The sequence below is a fragment of the Sphingobacterium sp. HMA12 genome (genome assembly GCF_002933815.1).
Taxonomy (GTDB): Bacteria; Bacteroidota; Bacteroidia; order Sphingobacteriales; family Sphingobacteriaceae; genus Sphingobacterium.
The window spans coordinates 2,328,082-2,349,200 of sequence record NZ_BEYR01000001.1 but is presented as its reverse complement, the minus strand read 5'-3'; the positions used below and the strand labels follow the sequence as shown (position 1 = coordinate 2,349,200).

General features: G+C 39.5%; 21 protein-coding genes. 15 read left to right on the top strand and 6 right to left on the bottom strand.

The genetic code is table 11. From position 1 onward, the window contains the following. The first annotated feature begins 4 nt into the window (after positions 1–4). From HMAT_RS10105 to HMAT_RS10090, 4 genes are all read left to right on the top strand, one after another. Positions 5–1,132, top strand: coding sequence for a glycosyltransferase (locus tag HMAT_RS10105; protein ID WP_104382586.1), 1,128 nt, complete (start codon positions 5–7; stop codon positions 1,130–1,132). Between the two features lie 158 nt (positions 1,133–1,290). Then, on the top strand, positions 1,291–1,560 hold the full coding sequence (locus HMAT_RS10100) for a hypothetical protein (RefSeq protein ID WP_233789172.1): 270 nt from the start codon (positions 1,291–1,293) through the stop codon (positions 1,558–1,560). Continuing rightward, complete coding sequence (locus tag HMAT_RS10095; protein ID WP_104382584.1) at positions 1,557–2,333, top strand: MBL fold metallo-hydrolase; 777 nt, start codon at positions 1,557–1,559, stop codon at positions 2,331–2,333. Before HMAT_RS10100 ends, HMAT_RS10095 begins: the two co-directional genes overlap by 4 nt. 70 nt (positions 2,334–2,403) lie before the next feature. Then, positions 2,404–2,559 (top strand): lmo0937 family membrane protein, encoded by a 156-nt coding sequence (locus tag HMAT_RS10090; RefSeq protein WP_104382583.1) that lies wholly within the window; start codon positions 2,404–2,406, stop codon positions 2,557–2,559. A 5-nt stretch (positions 2,560–2,564) separates the two neighbouring features. On the opposite strand, the gene HMAT_RS10085 is transcribed toward HMAT_RS10090, so the two are convergent. Together HMAT_RS10085 and queA are read right to left on the bottom strand one after the other, a co-directional pair. Beyond that, the gene (locus HMAT_RS10085; protein ID WP_104382582.1) at positions 2,565–3,254 is read right to left on the bottom strand and encodes a 2-C-methyl-D-erythritol 4-phosphate cytidylyltransferase; all 690 of its coding nucleotides are present in this window, start codon (positions 3,252–3,254) and stop codon (positions 2,565–2,567) included. An 86-nt stretch (positions 3,255–3,340) separates the two neighbouring features. After that, positions 3,341–4,390, bottom strand: coding sequence for a tRNA preQ1(34) S-adenosylmethionine ribosyltransferase-isomerase QueA (gene queA, locus HMAT_RS10080; RefSeq protein ID WP_104382581.1), 1,050 nt, complete (start codon positions 4,388–4,390; stop codon positions 3,341–3,343). 184 nt (positions 4,391–4,574) lie between these two features. On the opposite strand from queA, the gene HMAT_RS10075 reads away from it, so the two are divergent. Genes HMAT_RS10075 through HMAT_RS10065 form a run of 3 tightly spaced genes read left to right on the top strand, consistent with a single transcriptional unit; the run spans position 4,575 to position 7,452 of the window. Then, positions 4,575–5,819, top strand: coding sequence for an ABC transporter permease (locus HMAT_RS10075; protein WP_199768587.1), 1,245 nt, complete (start codon positions 4,575–4,577; stop codon positions 5,817–5,819). A gap of 7 nt (positions 5,820–5,826) precedes the next feature. After that, positions 5,827–6,495: a DUF2306 domain-containing protein gene (locus HMAT_RS10070; RefSeq protein WP_199768586.1), complete on the top strand. Its 669-nt coding sequence runs from the start codon at positions 5,827–5,829 to the stop codon at positions 6,493–6,495. A 42-nt stretch (positions 6,496–6,537) separates the two neighbouring features. Continuing rightward, positions 6,538–7,452 carry a YARHG domain-containing protein gene (locus tag HMAT_RS10065; protein WP_104382579.1) on the top strand — a complete coding sequence of 305 codons (915 nt, stop codon included), beginning with the start codon at positions 6,538–6,540 and terminating at the stop codon, positions 7,450–7,452. A 92-nt stretch (positions 7,453–7,544) separates the two neighbouring features. Here HMAT_RS10065 and hisD read toward each other — a convergent pair whose 3' ends face one another. Together hisD and hisG are read right to left on the bottom strand one after the other, a co-directional pair. After that, entirely contained in the window at positions 7,545–8,837 is a 1,293-nt protein-coding gene (gene hisD / locus HMAT_RS10060) for a histidinol dehydrogenase (protein WP_104382578.1), read from the bottom strand. A gap of 21 nt (positions 8,838–8,858) precedes the next feature. Then, on the bottom strand, positions 8,859–9,710 hold the full coding sequence (hisG, locus tag HMAT_RS10055; RefSeq protein WP_104382577.1) for an ATP phosphoribosyltransferase: 852 nt from the start codon (positions 9,708–9,710) through the stop codon (positions 8,859–8,861). 467 nt (positions 9,711–10,177) lie between these two features. Between hisG and HMAT_RS10050 the strand changes: the two genes are divergently transcribed. The 3 genes from HMAT_RS10050 (at position 10,178) to HMAT_RS10040 (ending at position 13,257) form a co-directional block, all read left to right on the top strand. Beyond that, complete coding sequence (locus tag HMAT_RS10050; protein ID WP_104382576.1) at positions 10,178–10,768, top strand: phosphatase PAP2 family protein; 591 nt, start codon at positions 10,178–10,180, stop codon at positions 10,766–10,768. A gap of 28 nt (positions 10,769–10,796) precedes the next feature. Continuing rightward, positions 10,797–11,867, top strand: coding sequence for a Gfo/Idh/MocA family protein (locus HMAT_RS10045; RefSeq protein ID WP_104382575.1), 1,071 nt, complete (start codon positions 10,797–10,799; stop codon positions 11,865–11,867). 142 nt (positions 11,868–12,009) lie between these two features. Beyond that, on the top strand, positions 12,010–13,257 hold the full coding sequence (locus tag HMAT_RS10040) for a hypothetical protein (RefSeq protein WP_104382574.1): 1,248 nt from the start codon (positions 12,010–12,012) through the stop codon (positions 13,255–13,257). Positions 13,258–13,358: 101 nt separating this feature from the next. Here the strand turns inward: HMAT_RS10040 and HMAT_RS10035 are convergent, their stop codons facing one another. After that, complete coding sequence (locus HMAT_RS10035) at positions 13,359–13,982, bottom strand: 7-carboxy-7-deazaguanine synthase QueE (RefSeq protein WP_104382573.1); 624 nt, start codon at positions 13,980–13,982, stop codon at positions 13,359–13,361. 343 nt (positions 13,983–14,325) lie between these two features. Here HMAT_RS10035 and thrS point away from each other — a divergent pair, with 343 nt between their 5' ends. From thrS to HMAT_RS10010, 5 genes are all read left to right on the top strand, one after another. After that, the gene (gene thrS / locus HMAT_RS10030; RefSeq protein ID WP_104382572.1) at positions 14,326–16,251 is read left to right on the top strand and encodes a threonine--tRNA ligase; all 1,926 of its coding nucleotides are present in this window, start codon (positions 14,326–14,328) and stop codon (positions 16,249–16,251) included. Positions 16,252–16,262: 11 nt separating this feature from the next. Continuing rightward, positions 16,263–16,823, top strand: coding sequence for a translation initiation factor IF-3 (gene infC, locus HMAT_RS10025; protein WP_077435368.1), 561 nt, complete (start codon positions 16,263–16,265; stop codon positions 16,821–16,823). Positions 16,824–16,862: 39 nt separating this feature from the next. After that, on the top strand, positions 16,863–17,063 hold the full coding sequence (gene rpmI / locus HMAT_RS10020; protein WP_002993964.1) for a 50S ribosomal protein L35: 201 nt from the start codon (positions 16,863–16,865) through the stop codon (positions 17,061–17,063). Between the two features lie 99 nt (positions 17,064–17,162). After that, positions 17,163–17,507 carry a 50S ribosomal protein L20 gene (gene rplT / locus HMAT_RS10015; protein ID WP_046674462.1) on the top strand — a complete coding sequence of 115 codons (345 nt, stop codon included), beginning with the start codon at positions 17,163–17,165 and terminating at the stop codon, positions 17,505–17,507. Between the two features lie 266 nt (positions 17,508–17,773). Then, positions 17,774–18,220, top strand: coding sequence for a DUF3060 domain-containing protein (locus HMAT_RS10010; protein WP_199768585.1), 447 nt, complete (start codon positions 17,774–17,776; stop codon positions 18,218–18,220). Positions 18,221–18,288: 68 nt separating this feature from the next. Here HMAT_RS10010 and HMAT_RS10005 read toward each other — a convergent pair whose 3' ends face one another. Further along, positions 18,289–21,033 carry a DUF3857 domain-containing protein gene (locus HMAT_RS10005; RefSeq protein WP_104382571.1) on the bottom strand — a complete coding sequence of 915 codons (2,745 nt, stop codon included), beginning with the start codon at positions 21,031–21,033 and terminating at the stop codon, positions 18,289–18,291. Positions 21,034–21,119 lie beyond the last annotated feature (86 nt).

Sequence of the window (21,119 nt, the reverse complement as noted above, 5' to 3'; positions counted from 1 at the left end):
TCCTATGCGCATTGTGATTCTGGGGTCCGCATACCCTTTAAGGGGAGGAGGGATCGCTTCTTTTAACGAACGATTGGCATCCCACTTTCAGGAATTGGGGCATGAGGTGGATATTTACTCGTTCACTTTACAATATCCCAATTTTCTCTTTCCGGGCAAATCTCAATTCTCCGATGAACCGGCGCCAGTTGGTCTGAATATAAAGACGAAAGTTAATTCGATCAATCCTTTGAATTGGTTTAAGATCGGAAGCGAACTCCGGGAAGCTCGATATGATCTCCTTATCGTTCGTTTTTGGATGCCCTTTTTTGGTCCCTGCTTAGGTACAATTCAACGGCAGGTGCGGAAAAATAAACACACCAAGATCGTCTGTATTGCGGATAACATTATCCCACATGAACAGCGTTTTGGAGATAAATTCCTGATCCGTTATTTCTTGAAATCTGTCGACGCCTGTGTCACCATGAGCAAAAGTGTACTGGCTGACTTAAAGACCTTGAGTCCACGGATGCCAGCTGTTTATACCCCCCATCCTTTATATGATAATTATGGCCTCCACATGAGTAAAGTTGAGTCACGCAAGTTGCTCAATATTGAAAAGCGAGATCGTGTTATCTTATTTTTTGGGTTTATTCGACAATATAAGGGCTTAGATCTATTACTGGAAGCTTTAGCGGATGCTCGGGTCCGGGAACTAAATATCAAATTGTTATTGGCGGGGGAGTTTTACGGAGACCCAACACCTTATTTGGCCCTTATCCAAAAATATCATTTGGAGGATGTGATTTACATGCATACTGATTTTATTCCCAATCAGGAGGTTGGCCGTTATTTCTCGGCTGCTGATTGTGTTGTGTTGCCCTATCGAACAGCAACACAAAGTGGAATTACACAGGTTGCTTATCACTTTGATTTACCGATGATCGTAAGTAATGTAGGCGGCTTACCCGAACTGGTACAGGACGGCAGTGTAGGTTATGTGGTTGAGCCAGATGTGAACGGCATCGTCAATGGAATCGTATCATTCTATCATCACGATAAGGAAGGACAATTTCGGACAAATATAATAGACGAAAAGAAAAAATATAGTTGGGATACCTTTGGGAACGAGCTTCTTAAACTGGTCGATTGATCCCTGGAAATAATGAAAATATCCTGTGCTATAGCGGTTTTTGAAATTGTATTTTAAACACCTGAAAAATGTGTGTAAGTGAATTTATTTGTATATAAAGGCAAATTTATCTAAGTTTGGAATACTGGGAAAAAAACTAAAAAGAAGGAGAGATTTTGTTGCCGTTTACACAGAGTAGTTTAACAAAGATAGAGGAGTTTTTTAAAGAGCAGGGCTTTAAAGTTAGGTATGAAAAAGGTTCATTCCGCACTGGGGCCTGCATGTTGCAGGCGACAAAGGTTGTGGTCGTGAATAAGTTTTCCAATCTGGAGATAAAAATCCAGTCCTTATGGAATATTTTATTGGAGGTGGAAATTGATTCAGAGGTTATTTCTGAAAAACTTTTTCCGATTTACGAAGAGGTATTGAAATCAAAGACAATAGTTTGAGAATAACATTTTTAGGAACCGGAACATCACAAGGGGTACCCGTTATCGCGTGCCAATGTCAAGTCTGTCAATCTCAGGACAAACATGATAAACGCTTGCGTTCTTCTATTCTTATTGAATATAACGATCATACGCTTGTGGTAGATACAGGTCCTGACTTTCGCTATCAGATGTTGCGTGAAAAAGTAATGCATCTAGATGCTGTACTGATGACACACGCACACAAAGATCATATAGCTGGGTTGGATGATGTACGGGCGTTTAACTATCAGCAGCATTCTTCCATTGCGATTTACGGTACAAAGGCGCTTCATGAAGCCTTAAAACGTGAGTTTTACTATGCCTTTACAGAAATTAAATATCCCGGAGCTCCACGATTAGATTTAGAAGAAATAAAAGCAGGGGAGCCGTTATTTCTATTTGGAAAAGAGATTATGCCTATCGAGGTATTGCATTATAAAATGCCTGTGCTGGGATTTAGGATAGATGATTTTGCCTACATTACCGATGCGAAATTTATCTCCGAGGAATCCAGGATGTTGTTGAAAGGTGTAAAAATTTTGGTTGTCAATGCGCTGCAAAGGGAATCCCATATTTCCCATTTAACCCTGCAGGAGGCGATAGCATTTGCAGAGGATATCAACGCTGATAAGACCTATTTTACACATATTGGGCATCGGATGGGCTTACATGCGGAGGTTTCGGAAGAACTACCGCCTAATATATACCTCGCTTACGATCGATTGCAGATCAATCTTGATGAATACATTTAATATAAAACTTTAGTCCATTTCCTGTTGTTATACCTATATAAAACAGAATAAGGTATTAAATTATAAAGAAATGGGAAACTTATTGTACATCATCGCCGTTATTTTAGTGATTATCTGGGCGATTAGTTTTTTTGGAGGTTATGCAGCCGGAAATAACATTATTCACATCCTTTTGGTCATTGCAATTATTGTCGTGCTGTTGCGCGTCATTCGGGGTAACGCCTAATCAATTCACTTTTTAATCAGTTTCAAATAAAATTGGGCAATTTGTAGGTCTTGTGGATAGGTGATTTTAATATTTTTAGCATCGCCCTCAACAATAGCAATACGATTGCCCATTTTTTCGACCACTGAGGCATCATCTGTAAATAAAGGATCCTCTTTTTGGCGATAAGCCCGTGCAAGCAATTCAGCATGGAATACCTGAGGGGTCTGTACCAGCCAAACCTGATTTCGATCGACAGCATTATTTAATGTATTGTTGCCGGTCCGTACCGATTCAATACTCTTTTGCGCTAAAACAATTGCTTGGTGCTCGTAGGCCCCCTGGAATGCCCGAGTTATTAAAGAACTAGAGACAATGGGACGGGCGCCGTCGTGGACGGCAATATAATCACTTGTTCCTAATTCAAAATTTTTCTGGATATATTCAAGGCCATTTTTTACACTTGCGAAACGAGTATCACCGCCAAAAGCTAAATGGACTGGCGTGTGATAATGCTGTTTTAAACATAAATCTGTCCAGAATTGCTCCATTTCTTTGCTGATGACCAAGATAATCTCTGCGATCGCTGATGATTGGTGAAAATTATCAATGGTATGCATAATCACCGGTGTTCCGTTTAAATCAAGAAACTGTTTCGGTAAGTCGCTGTTCATACGACTCCCGGTTCCGGCGGCAACGATAATGACAAAATTCATAGACAGGTATTGAGTGTTTTTATTTAAAAAAACGTGGATAGTTTACAAGCTACCCACGTTTCAAGATATTTTATAATCTACTCTGATTAGATGATCAACATCGCATCACCGTAGCTGTAGAATCTGTATTTTTCTTTTACAGCAACCTCATAGGCGTTCATTACATTCTCATATCCCGCGAATGCAGCAATCATCACCAATAAAGTAGATTCCGGCGTATGGAAGTTGGTAATCATTGAGTTTGCAATGCTGAAATCATAAGGAGGGTAGATGAACTTACTTGTCCAATCTGAAGCAGCTTTTAAGTGATGATCTGCAGATACTGAGGATTCAATCGCACGCATAGATGTCGTTCCAACAGCACATACGCGGCGTTTATTATCAATTGCTCTGTTTACTACTTTTGCAGCTTCATCCGTGATAATAAATTGCTCCGAGTCCATCTTATGTTTAGTCAAATCTTCCACTTCGACAGTACGGAAGGTACCAAGACCAACATGTAATGTAACTTCAGCAAAATCCACACCTTTAAGTTCCAAACGTTTCATTAATTCACGGGAAAAATGAAGACCAGCTGTAGGTGCTGCAACAGCGCCTTCATTTTTGGCATAAATAGTTTGGTACCGGAATTTATCTTCTGGAGTTGCTTTACGTTTGATATATTTAGGAAGTGGCGTTTCACCTAAAATCTCGATGTTGCGACGGAATTCTTCGTCGGTACCATCAAATAGGAATCTGATTGTACGTCCACGTGAAGTCGTGTTGTCAACAACCTCAGCGACCAATAAGTCATCCTCGCCGAAATATAATTTGTTACCAACACGGATTTTACGTGCAGGATCAACCAATACATCCCAAAGACGAAGCTCATTGTTCAATTCGCGTAACAAGAAAACTTCAATCGTAGCTCCAGTTTTTTCTTTATTACCATATAGGCGCGCTGGAAAAACTTTTGTATTGTTTAATATCATGACGTCTTTGTCGTCAAAATAGTCCAATACATCTTTGAAAATTTTGTGTTCAATTTTACCAGTATCCCGATGTAAGACCATCAAACGTGATTCGTCACGATTTTCAGAAGGTTCAGAAGCAAGCAATGATTCTGGTAAGTTGAATTTAAATTGAGATAACTTCATCTTTAATGATATATATTTTAATGTCTGCCTTTCAGTGCATTACAGTGCACCAAATACTAGGTTGCAAAAAGCATACAAAGTTATAACTTTTTTGGGTATCAAAAGGCCTTATTTCTAATTTATGCATATATTTTTATTGATTTTGACATTAAATCAAAACTATATTGTATTTTAGGATGCAATTATGTTATTCCTTCGATTGATATTGGAAAGTTGTCAGTTTGCGTTTTCGGCATTAAAGGACAATCGTACACGGACCTTGCTTTCCTTGCTGGGCGTGACTATCGGTATTTTTACCATTATAGGTGTGTTTTCGGCAGTAGATACCCTACGAAATAATATTGAGGAATCTGTCAAGAAGATCGGTAGTAAGACACTTTATATCGAAAAATGGCCCTGGGATGGCGGTCCAAATTATCCTTGGTGGAAATATTTGAATAGGCCCGAACCTACCTATAATAATTATCAGGATTTAAGAAGTCGTATGACAACAGCCGAATATATGGCGTATATGATCAATATCGGCAATACGACGATTAAGTATAAGAACAATTCGGCGCAAGGTTCTTCCGTAAATGCAGCTACCTATGAAAATCTATATATCCAAAACTTAAATATTGTTGACGGTAGATACTTTGCCGAAAGTGAATCCCGAAGTGGAGCTCTTGTAACGGTATTAGGAGCCAACATCGCGGAGGGTCTTTTTCCAAATGAGGAGCCGGTAGGCAAGTATATCAGTATGTTGGGCCGAAAGATTCAGGTGATTGGCGTGTTAAAAAAAGAGGGTAATGGTGTATTAATCAATACATCGCCTGATGATACGGCTTTTATTCCTTTTGAATTAGCCCGTAATCTTGTCAATTATGATAATTTCTCACCAAGTATAGCGATGGTGATCAAGTCGAATTATACCTTGGGGGAGGCAGAAAGTGAAGCAAAAACATTGATGCGTTCTATCCGCCGCATTTCTCCGCAGCGTGAAGAAAATTTTTCCATCAACCAGACAACGATGATTACGGGTGCATTGGATCAGCTTTTTGGTATCATCAACCTTGCCGGTTTTTCCATTGGTATTTTTTCGATTTTAGTCGGTGGTTTTGGTATCGCGAATATCATGTTTGTCAGCGTCAAGGAACGCACACATATTATTGGAATCCAAAAAGCATTAGGGGCTAAAAACTTCTTCATCTTGTCGCAGTTTCTCATTGAATCTATCGTGCTTTGTTTATTAGGGGGCGGAATTGGTCTTGCCGTGGTCTATTTTCTGGCTTTTATCGTTCAATTGGCGACCGGCGTGGCCATTGTCGTTAGCTTAAAGATGGTCATTCTTACGGTTTCTCTTTCGACCTTCATTGGCCTAGTATCAGGGATAGTTCCGGCTTTAATGGCCTCCCGGTTGGATCCTGTCGAAGCAATTCGAAGTAAATAAACTCGTCATGGAAAAAAAAGCTCAAATTTCGATATTGAATGGATTTTGGCTTTTGATTTTTGCTTACAGCTGTACGTTGATGGCGGAAATTACTTGGCGCTACCGCAGTTTTGCATTAGACGCAAATTTTCTTATGATCAAACAGACTGAAGTTGAGGAGCTTTGGTGGTACAAGTATGCTTTTTATACCCATGTCTGCACCGCAATCCTTGCTTTGCCCGCTGGTTTTACCCAATTTAATTCAGGCTTACTAAAGAAGCGCCCCCGATTACACCGGACGATCGGATACATTTATGTCGTCGGTATTTTGGGATTTGCAGCACCTTCTGGTGCTTTGATTGGTTCTGTCGCTAATGGCGGGGTATTTGCAATCATTTCATTTGAGTTGCTCGCACTGGGATGGTTCTATTTTACATGGCAGGCAGTGCGCCTCGCAGTTCAGAGAAAAATAAATCTTCACCATGATTTTATGCTGCGAAGCTTCGCCCTGACCTGTTCAGCGCTTACATTGCGTTTTTGGAAAGTGATTCTGGTCTATCTCTTCCATCCCAATCCGATGGATCTTTATCAGCTAATTGCCTGGTTGGGTTGGGTTCCTAATTTATTACTTGTAGAGTTTATTATTTATCGAAAAAATCATAATTTACGAAACCATTACGGTCTATCCGACTTATAAATGGCATGAATTCATTTATTTAATAAAACAAATTATAACAAAATGAAAAGGAATATTTATTTATTGTTAGCGCTTTCCGCCCTGATCGGTTGTAAGGATCGAACAAATAAGAAGGCCGTTGAACCCAAAGCAAAAGATTCCGTTGTCCTAGAGCGTGAAGCACATCAGGAGCTTTATGGCAATTGGGTGGGCGATTTTGTGATTGATGAAAATTTACTAGAAGATGGAGAGGGGCTTCCAAATACCGATTATAGTCCAAAAATAAACCTGACCATAAAAAAAATTACAGATAAAGGGAATGTTTTTGGGCAGAATGTGGTCAAAGGGAATCTACGTTCGTTGATGGGAAAACTTGAGGGCGACGGGAATGCGATGCAGCTCCTGTTAGATGAACCCGGAGATAAAAAATCAGATGGTCGTTTTGAAATAAAACTGAGGAATGATACATTGATCGGTAGCTGGGTTGCCTATGACCAGAGCGTGAAGATTAAAAAGAGAAATTTCAAATTATTGAAAAAGCAGTTTGCCTATAATCCCAATCTGATGTTAAATAATCAAGATGAAGAATATGGAACTTTGGTCGATTGGATCAATGCGAAAAAGAAAGAAGCGACAGATCAAGACGGTGATTCGACTTATACCTATGTGATGGAATATTATCGGTCTGCATCCCCGGCGGTGTTCAGCATAAATGCTTCTAAACAAAAATTGGCAGAGAAAGACTTGAAAAACTTAAAAAAATTAGATCTGGAGATTATCCGAAATACAATTTTCGCTCGGCATGGCTATGCATTTACTAAACCCTCTATTCGTCAGTTCTTCGATCCGGTAGATTGGTATGTGCCGGTTTCGAAAGATGTGAGTTCGGATCTGAGTCCGTTGGAAAAAGATAATATTGCTCTTCTGACGAGATTCGAGAAGTATGCGACAGATAATTATGACACATTTGGAAGATAATTTTCCTAAGGATTTTGCCTCGGATTGAGGAATAAAAAAAGCGGTCGTACAATGTGTGCGGCCACTTTTTTTGTATTTTCAGTTCCGCTGGATTATACCTGTTCGTTGCGGATGGAAATGGCATTTTTATGTGCTTGTAGCCCTTCGAGCTCGGCAAGTATTTCGACCGTAGATCCGATTTGTTGAAGTCCGGTCTCATTGATATGCTGAAATGTTATTTTCTTTACAAAAGAATCAACGGAAACACCTGAATAGGAACGGGCGTATCCTGATGTCGGCAGCGTATGGTTTGTGCCTGATGCATAGTCACCGGCACTTTCTGGGGTAAGGTGTCCTAAGAAGACCGAGCCTGCGTTGCTGATATGACGTGTCAGGGATTCCCATTGATCCGTTTCCAGGATAAGGTGCTCCGGAGCGTATTCATTTGAATACTGAATAGCCTCCTGGAGGTTACCGACCGTGACAGCATAAGAGTTTTCGATTGCTCTTGAGGCAAGTGCCTTGCGCGGTAAAACCGCCAATTGTGTCTCGAGTTGGGTGTTAACGGCGTCTACTATAGCTGTGGAAGTCGCAACTAATACGGCCTGACTGTCTGCTCCGTGTTCTGCTTGCGCGAGAAGGTCCGCCGCTACGAATGCCGGGTTGGCAGATTCGTCAGCAATGACAAGTACCTCAGATGGGCCGGCAGGCATATCTATGCTAACATTCGTTAACCCTTGTATGATTGACTTTGCTTTGGTGACAAATTGATTACCGGGACCAAAGATTTTGTCGACTTTCGGAATAGATTGTGTACCGAACGCCATGGCTGCTACGGCTTGCGCGCCACCAACAAGGTAGATCCGCTTAATATTGAGTAGCTTCAAGCAATAAGCGACAAATCCATTAATCTTTCCATTGGATTGTGGCGGTGAACAAACCACGATTTCCTTACATCCCGCAATGCGAGCCGGGATACCCAGCATCAATAATGTGCTTGGTAGTACTGCAGAACCTCCGGGGATATACAAGCCTACTTTTTCAATCGGGCGTATTTCCCGCCAGCATTTTACGCCCGGCATTGTCTCGACCGTACGTTCTCTTTTAAGCTGTGTGCTATGGAATCTGTGGATATTCTGGAACGCGATTTCTAAAGCGCGCTGTTGGTCGCGCTGTATGGTTGCCGCTAGATCATCTATGTCATCCGCATCTAAAAAGAGTTTGTCAAGCTGTACTTTGTCAAATTTTTCGGCATACTCGCGTAGTATAGTATCACCTTGTACGCGTACCTGTTGAATAATATCCTGGACGACATCCTGAATTGCGTTGTTCGGGTCTGTATTCCGTGCAACCAGCTGTTGTCTTTCCTCTTCTTTTAAAGATTGGTAATCATATTTTTTTAACATGGTCGTCAGAATCGGTCAAGTTTAAAGAATGATTTTTTCGATTGGCATCACAACGATACCCTGTGCACCTTCAGCTTTTAATTTGTTGATTTTATCCCAAAAGTCGTCCTCCGTAATAACGGTGTGCACGGCTACCCAGCCTTCTTCAGCCAATGGAACTACAGTTGGACTTTTGACACCATGTAATAGTGAGGTGATTGCGGGAAGGTTTTTCTTCTCTACATTCAATACCACATATTTGGTTTCCTTAGCAAGCAGAACTGATTCGATGCGTTGAACTAATTCGGCCAGAATTTCGTTTCCTTCGAGTCCTTTTCGTCCAACTAAAATTGCTTCCGAATTTTTGACATCTGCAAAAGGTTTTAGACCATTACTTTTCAATGTTCCTCCTGTGGAAACAATATCACATATTGCGTCGCTAAGCCCCAGACCGGGTGAAATTTCAACAGATCCTGATATCAATCGTATATCTGCATTGATTTTATAATCGTCAAGAAAATTTTTAAGGATATTAGGGTAAGAAGTTGCGATTGCTTTGCCGTTAAGGTCTTTGATGTCCTGAATGGAACTATCTTTCGGTATCGCTAGTTTTAAGGTACATTTTCCGAAGCCAAGTCGTTTAAGATATGCTACTTTTGATTCGGTTTCATCGATGATATTCTCACCTACTATACCAAGATCAGCTATTCCTTGTTCGACATAACCCGGAATATCATCATCTCTGAGAAATAATATTTCGAGAGGGAAGTTGCCCACAGTTGTAATTAAGGAGCTTTTGTAGTTTTCAAAATCTAAACCACAGTTTTTCAGTAATTGAACAGATTTTTCGTTTAACCTACCCGATTTTTGGATAGCAATTTTAAGATTTTTCAACGCTTTATAAATGTTAGCAGTAAATTATTAATAATAAGAAATCAAACAAGAGGGAAGGTATTCTACGTAAGAACACATTAAATTAACATATCGCCACAATGGCGATGATGCAAATGAAAATGATGTACGTAGGTATAGACCATGTTTGTATTAATAACTGAAAGCAAATGTATAGTAAATTAATGGGAAATACAAAAATATCATTTTAAAAAGTTTAAAGATCCGGGCTGTGACGGTTTAAATCGCTAAAATTTCTGTCTGTTTTCTATAAAGTTTGAAACATAGACTGACAACTCTTAGAAAATTCCTTATTTTTAACGAATGAAGTCCTTTTAAGTTTCCATTGCTTATAGGCCGGGCTGGGTAAGGAACGATAAGCATCAGCGGTATGAGGACTTCAATAACGATAGTGGCATACACAGTTTTACTGTGGTAAATGAAGTAAAGGATAAAAAGAATCTGTATAGATGAAAAGAATAGCATTTATTTTAGTAGGCTGGATAACCTGTCTGGCTGGTGTCACCCTGGCTCAGGAAAAGCCAGCTTCTACATTAGATATCCGTATTTTGGAGTCTATTGCCGAAACAAGAACCGAGCCTCAGACACAGACCTTCAAAGTGCTTTCTGATATCAATAACTATGTGCAGGTGGCTGTTCCTGTAGGCTTATTAGTTGCAGGAGCTGTTAATAATGACAAAGTAATGCGTCAAAATGCACTTTACGTAGCGAGTAGTACGGCTGTGACGGCGTTAGTTAATGTAGGAATAAAGCATTTGATCAAACGGAGCCGGCCATTTAAAAAATATCCAAACTTTATATCTGTTCGTACAGCCGGGGGCTATTCTTTCCCTTCCGGGCACACGTCATCAGCATTTGCGACAGCTTCCGCATTATCCCGCGCCTATTCAAAATGGTATGTAGTCGCACCCTCGTTACTTTGGGCTTCGGGTGTTGGCTATTCCAGAATGTATTTAGGTGTGCATTATCCTACGGATGTGCTGGCTGGTGCGGTGTTAGGAGCAGGTTCTGCTTTTGCATTGGATGGATTAAGAAAATAAAATAGAAATTTGTTTAAACGAATAATTGATGCAAGTTATTAGAATATTGGTGGTGGGCTGTGGTAATATGGGTGCTTCTCATGCCAAAGCTTATCATGATCTAGATGGATTTGAGATCGTCGGTTTGGTTGCTCGAGGAGATAGCAAAAGTAAACTTAATGCCGAATTAGGTTCCGAATACCCGTTGTTTGAATCCTACGAGTCCGCATTGGAACAAACAAAACCTGACGCTGTCTGTATTGCGACCTATCCGGATACCCATAGGGACTACGCGATTAAGGCTTTCGAGTCAGGCGCTCATGTTTTCATTGAGAAGCCCTTGGCGGAGGATGTAACCTCAGCCGAAGAAGTCGTGGATGCAGCCATAAAATATGGTAAAAAACTGGTGGTGGGATATATTCTGCGTTACCACCCTTCGTGGATTAAGTTTATAGAGATCGCAAAGACCATGGGAAAACCTTTGGTCATGCGGATGAACCTCAATCAACAAAGCCATGGTTACATGTGGAATGTTCACCGCAATCTGATGTCAAGTCTGAGTCCAATTGTTGACTGTGGTGTTCACTACATTGATGTGATGTGTCAGATGGCGGGTGTTAAGCCGGTACGTGTTTCGGCGATAGGTGCCCGACTCACTGAGGATATTCCGGCATGGAACTATAATTATGGTCAGCTCCAGTTGCATTTTGAGGACGGGTCTGTCGGTTGGTATGAAGCGGGATGGGGTCCTATGGTGAGCCAAAATGCTTTTTTTGTAAAAGACGTTTTCGGTCCCCGGGGCTCAGTGTCCATTGTTGCCGACAAAGCTAGTGACGAAGGCAAATCGGATTCGGTCGCAGCGCATACGCAAACAGAAAGTTTACGAGTACATTATGCTGATTTAGATGAGCGTAATGAATTTACCAAAGAAGATGAATGGATAAACTTGTCTGACGAACCAGATCATCAGGAATTGTGTAACAGGGAGCAGCGCTTCTTTCAGCAGGCGATCTTAGCGGACCTTGACCTGTCTTCTTCCATGGAAGACGCCATCAATAGTTTACGCATAGCGCTCGCTTGCGATGAAGCTGTGAAAACGCAACAAACGGTATTATTATAGTTTTCATTTCATGTAGGTGTATTCCTTTTTTTTACCCTTTTTCAAAAAATAGCGGAATAAAAAACAAATAAATAAAAAATATAATGGAAGGATAGGCTTTTTGGTCTATCTTTTGTTATTTAGCTACATATTTATCATTCTTATGCAGAATTTATTCAAAGTAGCGTTGTTGTTCGGCTTGTCCATCCCTGTAGTACATGGGCAGGATAAGCAATGGCAGATGGAATTGGTGTTTAAAGGGGAGATTTCTCCTGAAAAATTTGAAAATGAGATTCCTGAATTTGCGAAAGAGTTTTATGAGCCTTTTCTAAAGGGAAAGATGGCTTATAAGAATGTTGAGATCTTAGCCGATGCCGATTATTCTTCTGCCGTGATCAATCAAAAGGAACATGCTATTTTGAATAGAAAATTGGCAAAAACATACTCTTTTTCAGCAGGAGACGATATTGTCACGGCAGAATCTTATCACCCGTCCTATAAAATTGTGAGCAATAAATTGAAAGAATCTGAAGGTCCCTATGTATGGATGCAGGATTTAGGTGAGATTGAAAATGTAGCTGGAGTGACCTGTAAAAAAGCAAAATTATTTATCAAAAATCAAACAGATTCGGCGGAAGCAACCGTTTGGTATTCGGAAGCGGTACCAACTTATTATATGACCGCTTTTTCGTTTGTTAATGATCTTCCCGGGGCTGTGCTAAAATTGTCTTTAGGTGCAAATGCTGATTTAGGTTTCGAGACAACTAAAGTGTCTAACGTGTCGGGCGCAAAGGATTTCCGATTACCTCAGGATATTAAAGTTGTTGATATTTCAGGTGATAGTACTTCAGAGAATGGAGAAGATGTGAGTTTATTTGAAGATACTTTTCCTTTGGATAGATCGCTTAAGTGGGTCATGGTGAAAGATAAGGAAACAAATGATGAATATTATGGGATAAAGAGCACAACGGGGCAGGAAGTGCTGTCCTGTTCACTTTTTTCCTTGGCTTATTTTAATGACCAGACTGCCATCGTTTCAGATAAGGATAATTACTTCTGGCTATTGGATAAAATGGGGAATAAAGTAAACAAAACAGGGTTCGATTGGCTCACTCCGGCAACGGAAAGATTGGCTATTTTTCAGAAAGATGGAAGTTTTGGACTCGTTACTCAAGAAGGGAAGGTTTTGCTGGATAAAAAGGAAAACATAAGTAAGTTTTTGAATAATTATTTGATGTTTTCAGAAGAAGGAAAAATAGGATTATTGGATGAGCATGGAAAAATTATTGTTCAGCCTAACCTATTATTTTTGGATGTAGACAGTGCTGGTAAAGTTCTGGTGCGGGATAAGGAAGGAGAGGAAACAAAAACGCTTGAATTCGATGCATTTATAAAAGAATATGTGAAATGATTTAGATTTTGTTGAAATAAACAGCTGTCGGTCATCACAAAAAAAGCATTCAATGTCAATAGATTGAATGCTTTTTTTGTAATCATAATTTTTATGTCCTTTTAAGGAATATTCAGGAACTTGTGCGTCTGTAGGGAGATGTCCCATTTCGGATTTTCTTTGACGTAGTCAATAATGGACGGGGTCATTTCTTTGGATTTTGACCATTCCGGCTGAAGGTATAATTTGCAATTCGGGCCGACCAATTGTGCATATTCTTCTCCCCAGGCAAAATCGCTTTTATTGAAAACGATCACTTTGAGTTCCCCGGCTGCATCAAGTACATCTTTTCTCGGTGCTTTGAATTTTTTTGGAGACAGGCAGATCCAGTCCCATTCTCCACTTAGAGGATATGCTCCGGATGTTTCGATAAAAGTTTTTATTCCGGCAGCATGCAGACCCTTGGTAAGGTAATCCAAATTATAGATCAGTGGCTCTCCACCTGTAATAACAACTGTTTTAGCGGGATATTTCTTGGCATTTTCGATAATTGAATCTGCCGCTGTAAGCGGATGGATAGACGCATCCCAGCTTTCTTTTACATCGCACCAATGGCAGCCTACATCACAACCACCCAATCTGATGAAATAAGCAGCAGTCCCGGTGTGGTAACCTTCCCCCTGGATGGTGTAGAACTCTTCCATCAAAGGTAATCGTGTTCCGTCTTCTGGTACTTGATTCGACATAGTTAAAATTTGAGTCTGCAAAAGTAGTAAATATTAATGATATGCTCAATTTAAACTGTTGTTTTCGGTGGAATTCATGTCATTTTTGTGGGATTGAAAATTGAACGGTAATTTTGGAGTTTTTTGTGAGAGCGCTGCTTTTTGTTTTCTTTTTTGAATCCGGTGTTACCAGATGAAGGATTGCTGAAAAAGGGACAAGAGATCATAAAAAAACTGTTTATTACCAGAAATTTTGCTAAATTTGTTTCACAATTTATTTATTGAAAACATAAGTGTAATAACATAATTGTACATGTTGTTTTGTGTTTTCTATTTTTTAACAATATAAAGATCATAGTTGTAAATGATTAAAATTACACTACCTGATGGTTCCGTTAGAGAATATCAAAAAGGAATCACTGCAGCAGAAATTGCTTTGTCAATTTCTGAAGGGTTAGCGAGAAATGTTCTTGCTGCTGAGGTGAATGGTGAAGTATGGGATTCTGCCCGTGCTATTGAAGAAGACGCTAGCGTCAAGTTGTTGACCTGGAATGATACAAAAGGAAAATCTACTTTTTGGCATTCTTCGGCTCACTTACTTGCTGAGGCGCTGGAAACATTGTATCCGGGAATTAAATTCGGTATTGGGCCGGCAATCGAAACAGGTTTTTACTACGATGTTGATTTTGGTGATCGCGAATTCTCTTCGGATGACTTTAAGGCTATCGAGGACAAAATGTTAGAACTTGCCAAACGCAAAGAAACCTTTGAACGTAAAGCCGTTTCTAAATCGGATGCTTTAGCCTATTTTACCGAAAAAGGGGATGAGTATAAGCTGGATCTGATCAAGGATCTGGAAGATGGAAAGATTACTTTTTATACCCAAGGTGATTTTACAGATTTATGCCGTGGACCACATATTCCGAATACCGGATTTATCAAAGCCATAAAACTGACTAATGTTGCTGGTGCATATTGGCGGGGTGATGAATCCCGGAAACAATTGACACGTATCTATGGTGTAACTTTTCCGAAAGCATCAGAGCTTACCGAATATTTAAAGTTCATTGAAGAAGCAAAGAAACGCGACCACCGCAAATTAGGTAAGGAACTGGAGCTTTTTGCATTTTCTGAAAAAGTGGGTGCTGGATTGCCTTTATGGTTACCAAAAGGTGCTGCACTACGTCAAAAACTGATTGATTTCTTGCAAAAGGCACAGTTGAAATCTGGATATGAGCCAGTGGTAACGCCACATATCGGGCATAAACAACTGTATGTGACTTCTGGTCACTATGAAAAATACGGTGCGGATTCCTTTCAACCGATCAAAACACCTATTGAAGGTGAAGAGTTTTTGTTGAAACCGATGAACTGTCCGCATCACTGTGAGATCTATAAGGTAAAGCCGCGTTCGTATAAAGATTTACCGGTTCGTTTTGCCGAATTTGGTACAGTGTATCGTTATGAGCAATCCGGTGAGTTGCATGGGTTAACACGTGTACGTGGGTTTACGCAAGATGATGCGCACTTATTCTGCCGCCCGGATCAGGTAAAAGATGAGTTTAAGAAAGTAATTGATCTCGTTCTTTATGTATTTGGCGCTTTGGGATTTCATGACTATACTGCACAGGTGTCGTTGCGTGATCCTGAAAACCGTACTAAATATATCGGTACTGATGAAAATTGGGCTTTAGCCGAATCGGCGATTATTGAAGCCGCTGAAGAAAAAGGTTTGCCGACTGTCGTGGAGTATGGTGAAGCTGCTTTCTATGGCCCGAAATTGGACTTCATGGTTAAGGATGCGCTGGGACGTAAATGGCAGTTGGGTACTATTCAAGTTGATTACAATTTGCCGGAACGTTTTGAATTAGAGTATACTGGTAGTGATAATATGAAGCATCGTCCAGTGATGATTCACCGTGCGCCATTTGGATCTTTGGAGCGTTTTGTAGCCGTATTGATCGAACACTGTGCGGGACAATTTCCGTTATGGCTTGCGCCTGAGCAATTTATCGTCTTGCCAGTGTCAGAAAAATACGAAGAATATGCGCAAAATGTTTTGAATTCGCTAAATAATTCCGATATTCGCGGACTGATAGACTTACGTGACGAGAAGGTGGGCAGAAAAATCAGAGACGCCGAAGTGAAAAAGCTTCCTTATATGTTAATTGTAGGGGAAAAAGAGGTGGAAAATGGCACAGTTTCTGTACGTAAACATGGCTCAGTAGAATTAGGAACTATGACTGCTGACGAATTTAGAGATATATTAATTAAGGAAATAACCGTTTAATTTTTAAACATTTGGCATTAAAAAGACCCGGTGGTCCAAGACCACCAATGAGAAAGAAAGAACCAGATCACCGCATTAATGAGTTAATCAAGGTACCTGAGGTACGTTTGGTAGGAGATAATGTGGAACAAGGAGTTTACCCTACACGCAAAGCGTTAGAGTTGGCTGATGAGTTGGAACTTGATTTAGTGGAGATTTCGCCAAATGCTGTACCGCCGGTTTGTAAGATTATCGACTACAGTAAGTTTGTTTACGAACAGAAGAAGAAACAAAAGGAAATCAAAGCTAATGCAAAACAGACTGTTATCAAAGAGATTCGTTTCGGACCTAACTCTGGTGAACATGATTTTGATTTCAAATTGAAACATGCGATTAAGTTTCTTGAAAGTGGTGAGAAAGTGCGTGCGTACGTACACTTCAAAGGTCGTGCTATCGTACACAAAGATCAAGGTGAGATCTTGTTGTTACGCTTCGCTCAGGCACTAGAAGATTACGGTAAAGTAGAACTTTTACCAAAATTAGAAGGAAAACGTATGTTTTTAACAGTAGCCCCAAAGGCTCCTAAAAAATAATAAGAATTCTAACAGATTGATATAAAATTTATAAGTATTATGCCAAAAGTTAAAACCAATTCCAGCGCAAAGAAACGTTTCAAATTGACTGGAACAGGTAAAATTGCAAGAAAAAACGCTTTCAAAAGCCACATCTTGACAAAAAAGAGCACAAAACGTAAACGTAACTTAACACAAACAAGTTATGTATCTGATGGCGATATGGGCAACGTTAAACGTATGCTTGCTATCGGTAAATAAGTTTTATTCGATTTTATTTAATAATAATTTTTTAACCGGGTACAGGGTCGTAAGTTCATTGAAATACATGGCACCTTTTACCAAACTAATTTTAAAAATATGCCACGTTCGGTTAACGCAGTAGCTTCAAGAAGAAGACGCAAAAAAATCCTAGGCCTTGCAAAAGGTTACTTTGGATCACGTAGCAAAGTTTATACTATTGCTAAAAATACAGTAGAAAAAGGTTTACAATACGCTTACCGCGATCGTAAAACCAAAAAACGCGAGTTTAGAGCTTTATGGATTCAACGTATCAACGCTGGAGCTCGTCAACACGGAATTTCTTATTCCCAATTGATCGGTAAATTAAACGCTAAAAACATTGGTTTGAACCGTAAGGTTTTAGCTGACTTAGCTTTAAATAACCCAGAAGCTTTCAAAGCAGTTGTAGACGCAGTAAAATAGAGTTTTTAATCCGCTGTCAATTTGTTAGAGATATTAAAGGAGCCCAAAAGGCTCCTTTTTTTATTGTCACTTGGGTTTCCTGTTAGATCACTGTAGTCTTTTTTGGACGATATTTGAACGCATAACGAGGGGCTGCTCATCGTATTTTATTTGTCGGAGGCTTTATAGCCTCTTTTAAACAACTGAAATTATCAAACTATATGTAATAACCATTCTCACTCAATATTAGGTTTGATTTTTGTATAGTGGTTTATAAACATACAATTATGAAAATAAGAACGATCGCATTTGGATTTTCACTTCTGTTATTTGGAGGTATGGTTATGGCTAAAGGGCCAGGTTACAAAGCTCCTATAAAAACTGTGTCGGATCTACAGGGAAAAGTTATATCAATTGAGGGTGTAGGCAACAGCCGGACAATAGAGGCCAAGGGAGGAGAGACAATCCAAATTGAAGGTGCCGATAATAAGGTGGTAATACGTGGTAATGTTAGTAAAGTTATTATTGAAGGTAAAGGCAATACCGTAACGGGAAATGACGTGTCGACTGTTACGATAGAGGGCGCAGACAATATGGTTAATATTGGGTCTCTTGAAACCGTTCAAATTGAAGGTTTCAAAAATCACGTTCACTACAAATCGACTAAAAACAAATCTGGCCAAGCAAAGGTCTCTACTGAGGGTGCCGACAATATGGTTATGAAGATGAAATAATCAAAAATTTCAAAAAAAAGGGTTTTGCATGATATCATGCAAAACCCTTTTTTATTGAAAAATAATATCTAGTTTTTAGTTTGATTGCCTTCAGACTGCTTGTCATCTAATTCATTTCTTTGTGTTTTATAATCCGCGGATGTAATTTCTGTATCTTGTTCTTGTTGTATCGGATAGGGGTTTAGGAAATCTTGATCAAAGGGATGCGTTGTCACAGCCCTTTGAATACTGTCATCGTTCTGATATGTCCGAAGACAGGTGCCTTTGATACGTTCAGAGTTAAATACATAAGTTCCCCAAATACAGAAAAAGAAAATCGCTTTTAGAGTATCTCGATAGTGTGTGAATAGATCGCCTGGTTCATCTAAATAACTTTTGAACATAAAATAGGATGCAATTCCATCAATAGTACAAAATATGGCCATAAATAGTGCAACCATAAAGAAGGTCTGTGCGAAAATGTCCCTTTTCTTGATCAATAAGATACAGCTATAAATCAAACCAGCCAGTATCAATACATTACCGATTATTTCCGTTAGCAGCAAAATTTTGTATAAAATGGGTGAAATACCTTCTAACTGATCTGCCGCTTGCCAAGTATTTAAATTAAAAAAGGACTGTTGGAAGAAAAACATACTGGATAAGGTCAATATATTTATAAAAAGTACAATAAGCAGTACAATCATCCATCCGCCGATCTGATCGTGATAAATTTCGTCATAGGGTTTGATGATAAATGGTTTGCTCTTATTATACTTTTTAACAATATACCAGATGACAGCTGGCACCAGGACAATGAATAGGATTAGGGTAAACCAATTAATCTCCTTCGCTGATGTCGGTGTGCCCAGATTAGTTATTCCATCTGTTACATATCCGTCGGCGTCCAGATAAAAACCATTGAAAAAGATATTCTCACGATCGGCAAAATCTGTATAATACTGTTGAAGGTCTTTTTGTTCAACATAAGGTTCGTGAAAACCTAAGGTATAAGCAATCTTAATACTATCTGGCTTTATTTCCAATGTTTTTCCGAATACATAGGCGTTACGCTCAAAATAACGATTATCTTTATGGTTGCCAAATGCATTTTTTCCTTTGTTAACAACGTCGATCTCATATTCGATATCGGTAGGGAACGGCAGGCTCAGTGGGGCAATACGGTCCTCCATAATTTCGGGCAGCTTATCATTTATATTTGTGCCCAACAAGGAAATATACTTTTTGGAAGATCCGTTTTCTGCTTTTCCGATGTTTTTGATTTTGTATTTTTCGGTGACCTCTACACGATTGTTCTCAATATCATCTTTAAATTGTATAGGGCTAATTTTATTGATTTTAGGATAGGTCTTCGCATAATACTCCAGGTATTGCTTCTGTATATCGTTTTTGGCACTACCTTGAAAATAAGTACGCATATTGTCCGCTTCATTTCCGAAATAGACTGTTTTGACATCAAGGGTCGCTTCAAATTTGCCTTCTAGCGTCAATGTTTCCTTGACTTTAATATTTCCTACAATATGTTGTGGTACATCGGCAAGCTTTCCATTGCCCATGGTCGAGAGCACTTTTCCATAAGCGGGGAAATATCTGTTTTTGATATCTCCGCCTTGATTGATTATGGTCGGATCAATATATTGGTAACGTCCTCCGATATTAACTTCAACAACCATGTGGTTGAAAGCATAAGGTGAGGGGAGCTCTTCCTGAAGCCCTCGGTCCTTATACGTATTGGCTAATACCAGTCCTACGTCGATGTTCTTATTTTTGAGTATTGTTGCGAGCAACATCGATTTATCTTTACAATCGCCATAGCGCTGCGAAAATACTTTTTCCGGAACATTTGCCCGGTGTGAATATTCTCCCATCTCAATGCCCATATAACGTATTTCGTTTTGTACAAAGTCACAGGCCTTTTTTAAGTAGTTATAGGGCTGCCCGTTTGACTCTTTCCACAGTTGATTGACAAAAGTTTGAAGTGTACTTGAAGGAACTAGCTGTGGTATGGGATTAATCCTGCGGTTCCATTGATCAACGTCCTGCCAGGTATTGAACTCTGAGCATTGGATATATTTTAAAGGGCTGTACCAGGCCGGACTATAATTTTCGAATTGAACTGTTTTGTCCTCAGTAAGCTCCCAGAAGAAATTTGTTGTATTTCCCATGGATTGTTGCTGTACCTCAGGTGCACCATTGAAACTTTTGAATTGAAGTTTGCGACCGTTAGGTACAATATAATTGAGATGGACCAAACCAGTAGGTTCATATCCCTGTAAGTAATAGGTATCGAAAAATTTATGTTCAAATACGGGATTTGCACCTATTATGGAATAGGCAAATACGATCTTATCGTCTTTACGTAAATCTTCCAGGACATAATGGGCCATCTGACTTCCGTTGTAGATAGACCTCGAAAGCTCTGTTTCGGATGCAAGGAGGTTGAATTTTGCCTGCGACAGTAAGTCAATATCTTTCCCGTTGCGAATGATCTTCAACTCATGTAATTGAAGTTTTTGGAAATGCGGATCAAAGGTTACCTGAACCTGTCCCAGGTTTTCGATTCCACTTTGATCGAACAATACTTTTATGTCTCTATAATATTTTGTTTGGGCAGCTAAGTTTATTTGATTTTCGATTAACTCATAGTAATATCCATCACTAATATCATCCAGATTTGGCTTTACGGCTTTTTTTGTAATGGGCCGGAGCCAAGTTGGCGATGCTGTTTTTTGAATGGGTGTTTGGCTAAATGACCTTGAAAATGAAGCTAGTACGAGTACGAAAGCGAATAGAAGATGGCTAAATCTTTTCATTAATTCATAATTTAACCTAAGATAAGTAAAATTTGGACTCAACGGTAGCTGAATTTAGGAAGTATTGGAAATCTTTATTTCATTGA